Genomic DNA, 12,605 nt, shown 5'->3' on the forward strand with positions numbered 1-12,605 from the left:
TTCCTGCCGTCCGCGCTATCTTTTTCAGGGGGGATACGCTGATGACCATTTCTTTGGACGACAAGTATCTGGCCGAGGGGGGCGCCGTCTATCTGACCGGCACGCAGGCGCTGGTGCGGCTGCCGATGACGCAGATGAAGCGCGACCGGGCGGCGGGCCTGAACACCGGCGCCTTCATTTCCGGCTATCGCGGTTCGCCTCTGGGCGGGTTCGACCAGCAGCTGGTCAAGGCGGAAAAGCTGCTCGACCGGCATGACATCCTGTTCCAGCCCGGCCTGAACGAGGATCTGGCGGCGACAGCGGTCTGGGGCAGCCAGCAGCTGCATCTGTCCCCCGGCGCCCGCAAGGACGGGCTTCTGGGCATGTGGTATGGCAAGGGGCCGGGGGTGGACCGCTCCGGCGATGTGCTGAAACATGCGAATGCCGCGGGTACGGCGGCGCATGGCGGGGTTCTGGCGCTGGCGGGGGATGACCATACCTGCAAATCCTCGTCGATTCCGCATCAGTCCGATCACGCCTTCATCTCGGCGCTGATGCCGATGCTGTACCCGTCTTCAGTGCATGAATTTCTGGAGATGGGCCTGCTGGGCATCGCGATGTCACGCTATTCCGGCTGCTGGGTCGGCTATAAGGTGATTTCCGAAACGGTGGAGACCACCAGCGTCATTGATCTGGCGCAGGAGGGCCGGCAATTTGTGCTGCCCACCGATTTCGAGATGCCGCCCGGTGGGCTGAACCTGCGCTGGCCCGATCCGCCGCTGGTGCAGGATGAACGCTTGCAGGAGCACAAGGGCTTTGCCGCGATCGCCTTTGCCCGCGCCAATGCCGTCGATCTGCTGACCATCCCGAACGACCGCGCCCGGCTGGGCATCGTCGCCTCCGGCAAGGCCTATGAGGATGTGCGTCAGGCGCTGACCGAACTTGGCATCGGCCCGGCGGAACAGGCGGCCATCGGGCTGCGGCTCTACAAGGTGCGGATGCCATGGCCGCTGGAGCCGGAGGGGATCCGCCGCTTTTCGCAGGGTCTGGAGGAGGTGCTGATCGTCGAGGAACGGCGCGAGATCATCGAGAACCAGATCAAGCAGCAGCTGTTCAACTGGCGGGCCGATGTGCGCCCGCGCATTGTTGGCAAGCATGATGAGGCCGACCGGCCCTTGCTGCATCTGTCGGCGGGGCTGACGGTCGGCGATATTGCCGAGGTGATCGCCGCGCGCATCCTGAAACTGTCGCTGCCGGAGGGGCTGGCCGCGCAGATTGCCGCCCGCGCGAAATCCCTGACCGAGGCCGAGGCGCGCGGGGCCAGCAGCGCCGCCCCGGTGATCCGCCTGCCGCATTACTGCGCGGGTTGTCCGCACAACACCTCGACCAAAGTGCCTGAAGGGTCGAAGGCGATGGCGGGGATCGGCTGTCACTTCATGGCGCAATGGATGGACCGCAACACCGACACCTTCACCCATATGGGGGCCGAAGGTGTGCCATGGTCGGCGATCAGCCGGTTCACCGATGAAAAGCACCGGTTCGTCAATCTGGGGGACGGCACCTATTTCCATTCCGGTCATCTGGCGGTGCGCCAGTCGGTCGCCGCCAAGGCGAACATCACCTACAAGATCCTTTATAACGATGCCGTCGCCATGACCGGCGGCCAGCCCATCGACGGCACGCTGACACCGCAGCAGATCACCCATCAGATGTATCACGAAGGGGTGGCTCGGGTCGTTCTGATGTCGGACCGGCCCGACCTTTATGCCGCCGCCGACCTCGCCCCCGGCACGGAAATCCATCACCGCGATGCCATCGACACCGTGATGAAAGAGCTGCGCGAGGTGCCGGGCGTGACCGTCATCGTCTATGAACAGACCTGCGCCGCCGAAAAACGCCGCCGCCGCAAGCGCGGGCTGATGCCCGATCCCGACATGCGGCTCTGGATCAATCCGGCGGTCTGCGAGGGCTGCGGCGATTGCTCGGTCCAGTCGAACTGCATCGCCATCGAGCCGGAAGAAACCGCGATGGGGCGCAAGCGCCGGATCAACCAGTCCAGCTGCAACAAGGATTACTCCTGCCTCAAGGGGTTCTGCCCGTCCTTCGTCACGCTGCGCGGGGCGAAGCTGCACAAACCTGCGGGCAAGGCCGCGAGTGAAACGCTGCTGCCCGATCCGGTGCTGCCGGTGTTCGACCGGCCATGGAACCTTGCCGTCACCGGCGTGGGTGGCACCGGCGTTCTGACCATCGGGGCGCTTCTGGGCATGGCCGCGCATATCGAGGGCAAGGTGCCGATGATCCTGGATATGGCGGGGCTTGCACAGAAAGGCGGCGCGGTGCTGAGCCATCTGCGCATCGCCGATCCCGCGCATCCGCCGACCGCGCCGCGCATCACGGCGGGCCGGGCTGATCTGCTGCTGGGGGCGGATGCGGTGGTCTCGGCCTCCAAGGATGCCGTTATTCTCTGTGATCCTGCGCGGACTGATGCCGTTCTGAACACCCATCTGACCCCAGTGTCGGATTTCGTGCGCCATCGTGATTTCGATTTCAAATCCGCCGCGGTGGAGCGGGTGGTCGAAAAGACCGTGCGCAGCCGCGCGCATTTCCGCAATTTCTCATCGCTCGCGGTGGCGCTGACCGGCAATGAGATCGGCGCGAATATCATGATGCTGGGCTATGCCTGGCAGCACGGGCTGATCCCGCTGCAGCTCCGCTCGATCCTTGCCGCGATCGAGATGAACGGTGTGGCGGTACAGGCCAATGTCGCAGCCTTCGACTGGGGCCGGCAACTGGCGCATGACCCGGTGGCGGTGGAGGCCTTGGCCAGCCCCGCGCCGACCGAGAAGCCGCAGGAGCGGATGGAGGTGGCAGAGCTGATCGCGCAGCGTGCGGCGCATCTGACCGCTTATCAGCATGAGGCCCTTGCCCGCCGCTATACCGAACGGCTGGGCCGGCTGCGCCGTCAGACCGAAGGGATGGGCGCCGAAGGCGAGGCATTGTTGCGCGCGGCGGCCCTCGGCTATGCCAAGGTTCTGGCCTATAAGGATGAATACGAAGTGGCGCGGCTTTACAGTGCGCCTGAGTTCCGGGCCGGTCTGGCGGCAGAGTTCGACGGCGATTACCGCCTCGCCTTCAATTTCGCGCCGCCCTTCCTGCCCGGCAAGGCGCTGGATGGCCGCCCCAAAAAGCGGGAATTTGGCCGCTGGATCCTGCCCGCCCTTGGCGTGCTGGCCCGCATGAAGCGCCTGCGCGGCACCTGGGCCGATCCCTTTGGCCGCAGCCATGACCGGCAGATGGAACGGGGTCTGATCCCCCGCTTTGAGGCGGATCTGGACCTTGTTCAACAGGCGGTGCGGCCCGAGAATATCGCGCAGATGCAGGCGCTGCTTGCCCTTTATCAGGATATCCGCGGCTATGGTCCGGTGAAGGAGGCCGCGTTCCATACGCAGATGAAACGGCGTGACGCATTGCGCGAGGCCCTGTCGGGCCCGGGCCCGCTGCGCTTTGCCGCCGAATAACAGACCTGAAGGGGGGGAGCCTTATGTTCAACGCATCCATGACTTTCGATCTGGGCGAGGAGGTGAACGCCCTGCGCGACATGGTTCACCGCTGGGCGCAGGACCGGGTGAAGCCGCTGGCCGCGACGGTGGACCGGGAAAACCTGTTTCCCGCGCCGCTCTGGCGGGAAATGGGCGATCTTGGCCTGTTGGGCATCACTGTGCCGGTGGAATTTGGCGGTGCCGGTCTGGGCTATCTTGCGCATGTCGTCGTGGTGGAAGAAATCGCCCGCGCCTCTGCGTCGGTCAGCCTGTCCTATGGCGCGCATTCCAATCTGTGCGTCAATCAGATCGCGCTGAACGGCAGTCCGGCGCAAAAGGCGAAATATCTGCCGGGTCTGGTCTCGGGCGCGCATGTCGGCGCCCTTGCGATGAGCGAGGTCGGCGCAGGTTCGGATGTGGTGTCTATGACGCTGCGGGCGGAAAAACGCGGCGACAGCTATATCCTCAACGGCAACAAGTTCTGGATCACCAATGGCGCAGAGGCGGACACGCTGGTGGTCTATGCCAAGACGGATCCGGCAGCCGGGTCCAAAGGCATCACGGCGTTCCTGATCGAGAAGACGATGAAAGGGTTCACCCAGTCGCCGCATTTCGACAAGCTGGGGATGCGCGGTTCCAACACGGCCGAGCTGATTTTCCAGAATGTCGAGGTACCCGCCGAAAATGTGCTGGGGGGAGAGGGGCGCGGCGTGCGCGTGCTGATGTCCGGCCTTGATTACGAACGGGTGGTGCTGTCGGGGATCGGCACCGGCATCATGGCCGCCTGTCTGGACGAGATCATGCCCTATCTTGCCAGCCGCAAACAGTTCGGCCAGCCGATTGGAAACTTCCAGCTGATGCAGGGCAAGATCGCCGATATCTATACCAAGCTGAATTCGGCCCGCGCCTATATCTACGAGGTGGCGCGTGCCTGCGATCAGGGTCGGGTCACACGCGCCGATGCGGCGGCCTGTGTGCTTTACGCCTCGGAGGAGGCGATGGTCGTGGCGCATCAGGCGGTGCAGGCGATGGGAGGGGCCGGCTTCATGAACGAAAGCCCGGTCAGCCGCATCTTCCGCGATGCCAAGCTGATGGAGATCGGCGCCGGCACCAGCGAAATCCGCCGGATGCTGATCGGCCGCGAGTTGATGGGGGCAATGTCCTGATGTCGGTGCTGACCTCTGCGCTTTCCCCCCGGTCTGAACGCTTTGCCGCCAACCGCGCCGCGCATGAGGCGGCGCTTGCAGACATCCGCGCCGCCGCGGCACAGGCCGCCGCCGGGGGCGGGACAGCCGCGCGGGAGCGGCATGTTGCGCGGGGCAAACTGCCGCCGCGGGACCGGGTGGCGTGCCTGCTGGACCCGGGATCGCCCTTTCTCGAAGTCGGGCAGTTCGCCGCACATGGGCTTTACGCCGATGCAAGTCCCTGCGCGGGTCTGATCACCGGGATCGGCCGTGTCGCGGGCCGCGAGGTGATGGTGGTCTGCAACGATGCCACGGTGAAGGGCGGCACCTATTTCCCGATGACGGTGAAGAAGCACCTGCGCGCGCAGGAGATTGCCGAACAGAACCGGCTGCCCTGCGTCTATCTGGTGGATTCTGGTGGCGCCAACCTGCCCAATCAGGATGAGGTTTTTCCCGACCGCGATCACTTTGGCCGCATCTTCTTCAATCAGGCCAATATGTCGGCCAAGGGCATCCCGCAGATCGCGGTGGTGATGGGGTCCTGCACCGCAGGCGGGGCCTATGTGCCGGCGATGTCGGATGTGACGATCATCGTCCGCAATCAGGGGACGATCTTCCTCGCCGGGCCGCCTCTGGTGCGCGCCGCCACCGGCGAGGTGGTCAGCGCCGAGGATCTGGGCGGCGGTGATGTCCACACCCGGCTGTCCGGTGTGGCCGACTATCTTGCCGATGACGATGCCCATGCCCTGGCCCTCGCCCGGCAGGCGGTGGCAAGCCTGAACCTGCCGCAGCGGCCCGCCCTTCTTGCGCGGCAGGCTGTGGAAGACCCGCTTTATGACCCCGAGGAAATCCTTGGTGTGGTGCCGGTCGATCTAAAGACCCCCTATGACATCCGCGAGGTCATTGCCCGCATCGTCGACGGCTCGCGCCTTGATGAGTTCAAGGCCCGCTACGGCACCACGCTGGTCTGCGGCTTTGCGCATGTGATGGGAATGCCGGTCGGCATCATCGCCAACAACGGTGTGCTCTTTGCCGAAAGCGCCCTCAAAGGTGCGCATTTTGTCGAGCTTTGCAGCCAGCGCGGCATCCCGTTGGTGTTCCTCCAGAACATCACCGGCTTCATGGTCGGCCGCGCCTATGAAACGGCGGGCATCGCGAAAGACGGGGCAAAGCTGGTCACCGCAGTCGCCACCACCAAAGTCCCGAAGATCACCTTTCTGGTCGGCGGCTCTTTCGGGGCAGGCAATTACGGCATGTGCGGCCGTGCCTATTCCCCCCGTTTCCTCTGGACCTGGCCGAACAGCCGCATCTCGGTCATGGGCGGCGAACAGGCGGCGGGTGTCCTTGCCACCGTCCGGCGCGACGCCATCGAGCGCAGCGGCAAAAGCTGGAGCGCGGAGGAAGAGGCCGCTTTCAAGGCCCCGACCATCGCCATGTTTCAGGAACAGTCGCACCCGCTTTATGCCTCGGCCCGGCTCTGGGACGACGGCATCATCGACCCGCGCAAAACCCGCGAGGTGCTGGCCCTCAGCCTGGCGGCCAGCCTGAACGCCCCGATTGAAGAGACCCGCTTCGGCGTCTTCCGCATGTGATGGCCTGCCTGCTTTCCTCTTTGCCCAAATATCCCGCGGGGGTCCGGGGGCGCGAAGCCCCCGGCGGTGCCGCAAACACAGATGCCGCAAGCACAGATGCCGCAAGCACAAGGGAACCCAAATGTTCCGGAAAATCCTGATCGCCAATCGCGGTGAAATCGCCTGCCGCGTGATCGCCACCGCCCGCCGGATGGGCATCGCCACCGTCGCGGTCTTCTCCGACGCCGACAGAAACGCGCGCCATGTGGCGATGGCGGACGAGGCGGTGCATATCGGCGGCGCCACCGTTGCCGAAAGCTATCTGCAGGGCAGCCGCATCATCGCGGCCGCGCAGGCGACCGGGGCAGAGGCGATCCATCCGGGTTACGGTTTCCTCAGCGAAAACCCCGGCTTTGTCGAGGCTGTCGCGGCGGCGGGCTTGGCGTTCATCGGGCCGACCGCGGATGCGATCCGCGCCATGGGTCTGAAAGATGCCGCCAAGGCGCTGATGGAAGGCGCGGGGGTGCCGGTGGTGCCCGGTTATTACGGTGCTGAACAGGGCATGGATTTTCTGGCCGCCCGGGCGGCCGAGATCGGTTGGCCGGTGCTGATCAAGGCGCGGGCAGGCGGTGGTGGCAAGGGGATGCGGCTGGTCGAACGGGCGGAGGATTTTGCCGAGGCCCTGGCCTCGGCGCAGCGCGAGGCGCAGGCCGCTTTCGGCGATCCGGCCTGCCTGATCGAGAAATATGTCACCCGGCCCCGCCATATCGAAATTCAGGTGTTTGGCGATGCCCATGGCAATGTCATTCATCTGTTCGAGCGGGACTGTTCCCTGCAACGCCGCCATCAGAAGGTGATCGAAGAGGCCCCGGCCCCCGGAATGACCCCCGAGATGCGTGCGGCCATGGGCGCGGCCGCGGTCGAGGCGGCGCGGGCCATCGGCTATCGCGGCGCGGGCACGGTCGAATTCATCGTCGACGGCTCCGGCCCGCTGCGCCCCGACGGGTTCTGGTTCATGGAGATGAACACAAGACTGCAGGTCGAACATCCGGTGTCAGAGGCGATCACCGGCCTTGATTTCGTCGAACTGCAACTGCGCGTCGCCGCCGGAGAGCCGCTGCCGGTGGCGCAGGAGGATCTGCGCATCGACGGCTGGGCCTTCGAGGCGCGGCTTTATGCCGAGGATGCCGAGAACGGCTTTTTGCCCGCGACCGGGCGGCTGGACCTTCTGGCCTTTCCGCCCGCGGCCGAGTTCTCCCGCGCGGCGCTGCGCATCGACAGCGGTGTGCGGCAGGGCGACGAGATCAGCCCTTTCTACGATCCGATGATTGCCAAGGTGATCGTACATGGCCCGACCCGCGCCATCGCGCTCAGCCGTTTGTCCGCCGCCCTTGGCCAGTGCCGGGTGCAGGGCTCGATCACCAATCTGGGGTTCCTGTCGGCGCTTGCGGGGCATGACGGCTTTCGCCGGGGCGAGGTCGATACCGGCCTGATCGCGCGGGATTTGACCGCGCTGCTGACCAGACCTGCGGTTGGCCCGCATGTCGCGGCCGCGGCGGTGCTGTCCGCCCTGGGGTTTCTGGCGGCTCCGGTGCCCGACGATCCGTGGCGCGGGCTTGCCGGGTGGCGGCACTGGCCGGTCGACAGCCTGCCTCTGACCCTGACCCATGGCACGCAGGAAACCCGCTGGCGCGTGACACCGCAGGCGGCGGGGCGGTTCCTGATCGCCGGCGGTGCGGCAGAGCTTGAGGTGACAGTCGCCGCCCGCGACGGCGAGACGATTGTGCTGGAACTCGCCGGGCATCGCAAACGGCTGGAGGTCATCACCACCTCACGCCGCATCACCATCTGCGACGACAGCGGATGCCACAGCTTTGACCTGTCCGATCCGGAGCGCGCCGAAGACGCGGGAGAGGGCGGCGATGGCATCACCGCGCCGATGCCGGGCCTTGTCACCCGGCTGGCGGCGAAAGCCGGGCAGCAGGTCCGCAAGGGCGAGGCCCTGATCGTGCTTGAAGCGATGAAGATGGAACATACCCTGACCGCGCCGCGCGATGGGGTGGTGGCAGAAGTGCTGGCGGCGCAGGGTGATCAGGTGGCCCATGGCGCGCTCTTGCTGATGCTGGAGGCTGCCGATGACTGATCATGTCACCCTGTTCGAGATGGCACCGCGCGATGGCCTGCAGAACGAGGCGCGGCAGATCGCCACCGCCGACAAGATCCGGCTGGTCGATGCCCTGTCGGCCTGCGGGTTTGCCAAGATCGAAGCCACCAGTTTCGTCAGCCCCAAATGGGTGCCGCAGATGGCCGATGCCGCCGAGGTGATGGCGGGCATCACCCGCGCACCCGGTGTCTCCTATGCTGTGCTGACGCCCAACCTGCAGGGGTTTCAGGCTGCCGTCGCGGCTCAGGCGGATGAGGTGGCAATCTTCGCCTCCGCCTCCGAAGGTTTCAGCCGCCGGAACATCAACTGCTCCATCGCGGAAAGCCTGATCCGCTTTTCCGCGGTGACAGAGGCCGCGCGGGCGGCGGGTCTGCCGGTTCGCGCCTATGTCTCCTGCGTCTGTGACTGTCCCTATGACGGGAAGGTCGCGCCGGATGCGGTGGCCGATGTCGCGGTCCGGCTCTTGGATCTGGGCTGCTACGCGGTCTCGCTGGGCGATACCATCGGCAGCGGCACGCCCGGGACGGTGGGCGCCATGCTGGATGCGGTGCTGGCGCGTGTTCCGGCCGACCGGCTGGCCGGACATTTCCACGATACCAATGGCCGGGCCATCGACAATATCCGCGCCTCCCTGTCGCGTGGCCTGCGGGTGTTCGATGCCTCGGCAGGGGGGCTTGGCGGCTGTCCCTTTGCGCCGGGGGCCAAGGGCAATGTCGCGACCGAAACCGTGGTCGCGCTGGCCATTGCCGAAGGGTTCGAGACCGGGATTGACCCCGACCGCCTGCGCCATGCGGCGGAATTTGCCCGTAGCCTGAGGGGGATGGCATGACCTGGCAGACGCTTGATGTGAGGATGGATCCGCGCGGGATTGCCCATGTCGCGCTTGATCTGGCGGAAAAGCGCAATGCGCTTTCGGCGCAGATGATCGCGGATCTGACCGATATGGCCGGAACGCTGGGGCAGGGCGGGCAGGCGCGTGCCATCATCCTGTCGGGCCGGGGGAAAATGTTCTGTGCCGGGGGCGATCTGGGCTGGATGCAGGCGCAGATTGCGGCTGACCGCCCCACCCGCATGCGCGAGGCGCGCAAGCTTGCCATGATGCTGAACGCGCTGAATGAGATGCCGGTGCCGCTGATCGGGCAGATCCATGGCGCGGCCTTTGGCGGGGGCGTCGGCATGGCCTGCGTCTGCGATACCGTGATCGCGGCAGAGCCTGCGCAATTCGGGCTGACCGAAACCCGGCTGGGCCTGATCCCGGCCACCATCGGCCCCTATGTGCTGGCCCGGATGGGCGAGGGGCGGGCGCGGCAGGTGTTCATGTCCGGGCGTATCTTTTCCGCCGCCGAGGCAGAGCGTCTGGGCATCGTATCGCGCGTGGTGCCGGAGGCGGCGCTTGAGGCCGAGGCCGAGGCCGAGGCGGCGGCATATCTGTCTGCCGCACCCGGCGCCGTGGGCCGTGCCAAGGCGCTGGCCCGCGCGCTTGGCCCCCGGATCGACGCCGAGGTGATCGAGGATACCATCCGCCGCCTTGCCGATGCATGGGAAACCCCGGAACTGGCCAAGGGCATTGCGGCCTTCATGGAAAAGCGCAAACCCGACTGGTCCGGCTGAACCGTGCCGCAGGCTATCTGAAATACAGATGTCTTGCCTCTGGCAAAACGTCTTTTGGCGGCGGCCCCGGCCCCGCTAGACAGGACCGGTGCCAACACAGGCGGGTGTCCATGCCCGAGACAAAGATCGCAGAACCGGCGGGCGCAAACCACGGGGCCGCAGGGCGCAGGCCGCCGTCGATCTGGCTGCCGGTCATGCTGGCCTGCACCGGCACGCTGCCCATGCATATGTTCGTGCCGGTGCTGCCGTTCGCGGCCACCGAACTGGGGGTGGATGCGGCACAGATCCAGCTGTCGATCGGGGTCTATGTCTTCACCTTGGGGATCGGGCAATTGCTTTATGGCCCGGTGTCCGATGCGCTTGGGCGGCGTCCGGTGGTGATCGCGGGGGTGCTGATCTTTGTGGCGGGGTCGCTGGTCTGTGCCATGGCGCAAAGCCTTGGCGTGTTGCTGGCGGGGCGGGTGCTGCAGGCGGCAGGCGGGGCGGCCGGGCTGACCATGGCGCGGGCGGTGGTGCGCGATGTGGCGGGCGGGGCCGGGTCGCAAAGGGATATCTCGCTGTTGAATCTGATCATGCTGATCGGCCCTGCCGTCAGTCCGGTGCTGGGGTCGTGGCTGGCGGTCGGTGCCAGTTGGCGGGTGATCTTTCTGACGCTTGGCCTGTTTGCGCTGCTGGCTCTGGGTCTGGTTCTGGTGCGCATGGCCGAAACGGTGCCGCTGCGCCAGCCCTTGGGGCTGGGCCGGGTGCTGGGCGAGATGGGCGGGCTTGCCACCCATCGCCGCTTTGCCTGCACGGCAACGGGGGGTGCACTCGCCTCGACGCAGACATATGCCTATTTTGCCGCCGCGCCCTATATCCTGATCGATCAGCTTCGGGTGCAGCCGGCCCATGTCGGCTGGTTTGTCGGCGGCATTCTGCTGGGGGCGGTCACGGGCACCGTCGCCTCGCGCTGGCGGATCGGGCGGATGTCGCAGAACGGTTTCATGCTGACGGCGGCGCTGCTTGCAGTGGGTGTGTCGGCATTGTTTCTGATGACCGCGCTTTGGGGCGGGCTGACGCCGGGGCTGTTGTTCCTGCTGACGCTGATCCTGATGTTCTCCGGCGGCGCCATCAGCCCGACCGCGCTGGCGGCCTCGCTGGATACCGTGCCGGATCGGGCGGGCGCAGCCGCGGGGTTCTTCGGATCCGCGCAGATGGCACTTGGCGGTGTCTGCACGCTGCTTGTGGGCCTTTCGCCCGATCAGGCGGTCAGTTGCGGGGCCACGCTGCTGGCCGCATCGGTGCTGAGCCTCGGGCTGTTGTGGGTCGGGCGGGTGCGCTGAGGTCCCCGCCCCCTGGCTCAATGCGTGCCCGGATAGGCGCCGCCGTCGCAAAGGATATTCTGGCCGTTGATATAGGCCGCCTGCCTGCTGCAGAGAAAGGCAAAGACCGCGCCGAATTCTTCCGGCGTGCCCAGACGACCTGCGGGAATACCATCCTGCCGCCGCTCCACCAAATCGGGCATCGCCAGACCCTTGCCCTCGGCCTCGTTCGCGATGGTGGCGATCAGCCGATCAGTGGCGAAGGCCCCCGGTAGCAGGTTGTTGATCGTCACCCCCTGCCGCGCCAGTGGGCCACGCGCGATCCCCGCGACAAAGCCGGTCAGGCCGGAGCGCGCACCGTTCGACAGGCCCAGATTGGCAATCGGCGCCTTGACCGTGACCGAGGTGACATTGACGATCCGGCCAAAGCCGCGCCCGGCCATGCCATCGGCAAGATCCCGGATCAGCGCAATGGGCGACAGCATGTTTGCGCCAAGCGCGGCCAGCCAGTCTGCGTCCTGCCAGTCACGATAATCGCCGGGCGGGGGCCCGCCTGCGTTGTTGAGCAGGATGTCAAACGCCCGCCCCGGCCCGCCCGGTGCCGCAAGCGCTGCCGCGCGTCCCTCTGCCGTGGTGACATCTGCGGCGACAGCGATCACCTGCCCGGCGCCGGGAATGGCGCGCAATTGTGCCGCCGCCTGCTCCAGTGCCCCGGCCGTCCGGGCGACGATCACCTGATTGACCCCCTCTGCCGCCATCGCCTGTGCGCAGCCAAAGCCCAGCCCCTTGCTTGCGCCGCAGATCAGCGCCCATTTTCCTGTGATCCCCAGATCCATCCCGTTTCCTCCCTCTGGCGGTTGAGACGCCGATTTCTGCCGGCCTACACTTGGCCTTCGCTGCGCCGCACCGTCTGCTGCAGAAAGGTGGAAAAGGCCTGCGCCACCTCGCTCAGCTCTCCCTCACGCCGCCAGGCCAGCCCGATTTCCAGTGGCGGCACCGACTCTGCCAGCGGCAGGCGTTCGATCTTCAGCCCCTCCAGCGACCACGGGCGATAGACGGTATCGGCGACGATGGTGACGCCAAGGCCCAGCCCGATCCATTCGCGCAGCGCCTCCATCGAGGTAGTACGCAGACGTTGTTGCACTTATCGGTGATGCGGATTCACGTCGTGAATCCTGAGCGTTAGATTCGGTCCATGCCGAAGCCTTCCTCTGCCCGCTACCGCACGACGAACTGGCCCGCCTACAATGCGGCCC

General features: G+C 66.3%; 9 protein-coding genes. 7 read left to right on the forward strand and 2 right to left on the reverse strand.

Annotation, left to right across the window (positions count from 1 at the left end):
* Positions 1–41 precede the first annotated feature (41 nt).
* From ACO2Q5_RS16685 to ACO2Q5_RS16715, 7 genes are all read left to right on the forward strand, one after another.
* On the forward strand, positions 42–3,497 hold the full coding sequence (locus tag ACO2Q5_RS16685; RefSeq protein WP_423293111.1) for an indolepyruvate ferredoxin oxidoreductase family protein: 3,456 nt from the start codon (positions 42–44) through the stop codon (positions 3,495–3,497).
* A 23-nt stretch (positions 3,498–3,520) separates the two neighbouring features.
* On the forward strand, positions 3,521–4,684 hold the full coding sequence (locus tag ACO2Q5_RS16690; protein ID WP_423293113.1) for an isovaleryl-CoA dehydrogenase: 1,164 nt from the start codon (positions 3,521–3,523) through the stop codon (positions 4,682–4,684).
* On the forward strand, positions 4,684–6,294 hold the full coding sequence (locus ACO2Q5_RS16695; RefSeq protein WP_423293115.1) for a carboxyl transferase domain-containing protein: 1,611 nt from the start codon (positions 4,684–4,686) through the stop codon (positions 6,292–6,294). Before ACO2Q5_RS16690 ends, ACO2Q5_RS16695 begins: the two co-directional genes overlap by 1 nt.
* Positions 6,295–6,415: 121 nt before the next feature.
* Positions 6,416–8,416 (forward strand): biotin carboxylase N-terminal domain-containing protein, encoded by a 2,001-nt coding sequence (locus tag ACO2Q5_RS16700; protein WP_423293117.1) that lies wholly within the window; start codon positions 6,416–6,418, stop codon positions 8,414–8,416.
* On the forward strand, positions 8,409–9,266 hold the full coding sequence (locus ACO2Q5_RS16705) for a hydroxymethylglutaryl-CoA lyase (RefSeq protein ID WP_423293120.1): 858 nt from the start codon (positions 8,409–8,411) through the stop codon (positions 9,264–9,266). The genes ACO2Q5_RS16700 and ACO2Q5_RS16705 overlap by 8 nt, the downstream gene beginning before the upstream one ends.
* Positions 9,263–10,048, forward strand: a complete 786-nt coding sequence (locus ACO2Q5_RS16710) for a crotonase/enoyl-CoA hydratase family protein (RefSeq protein ID WP_423293122.1) — start codon at positions 9,263–9,265, stop codon at positions 10,046–10,048. Before ACO2Q5_RS16705 ends, ACO2Q5_RS16710 begins: the two co-directional genes overlap by 4 nt.
* A gap of 110 nt (positions 10,049–10,158) precedes the next feature.
* The gene (locus tag ACO2Q5_RS16715; RefSeq protein ID WP_423293124.1) at positions 10,159–11,370 is read left to right on the forward strand and encodes a Bcr/CflA family efflux MFS transporter; all 1,212 of its coding nucleotides are present in this window, start codon (positions 10,159–10,161) and stop codon (positions 11,368–11,370) included.
* 17 nt (positions 11,371–11,387) lie between these two features.
* On the opposite strand, the gene ACO2Q5_RS16720 is transcribed toward ACO2Q5_RS16715, so the two are convergent.
* Both ACO2Q5_RS16720 and ACO2Q5_RS16725 read right to left on the reverse strand, forming a co-directional pair.
* Positions 11,388–12,185, reverse strand: a complete 798-nt coding sequence (locus tag ACO2Q5_RS16720; RefSeq protein WP_423293126.1) for an SDR family oxidoreductase — start codon at positions 12,183–12,185, stop codon at positions 11,388–11,390.
* Positions 12,186–12,229: 44 nt separating this feature from the next.
* Positions 12,230–12,493: a LysR substrate-binding domain-containing protein gene (locus tag ACO2Q5_RS16725; RefSeq protein ID WP_423293128.1), complete on the reverse strand. Its 264-nt coding sequence runs from the start codon at positions 12,491–12,493 to the stop codon at positions 12,230–12,232.
* Between the last annotated feature and the right edge of the window lie 112 nt (positions 12,494–12,605).

Source organism: Neotabrizicola sp. VNH66, from assembly GCF_049445895.1.
Classification (GTDB): Bacteria; Pseudomonadota; Alphaproteobacteria; order Rhodobacterales; family Rhodobacteraceae; genus Pseudogemmobacter.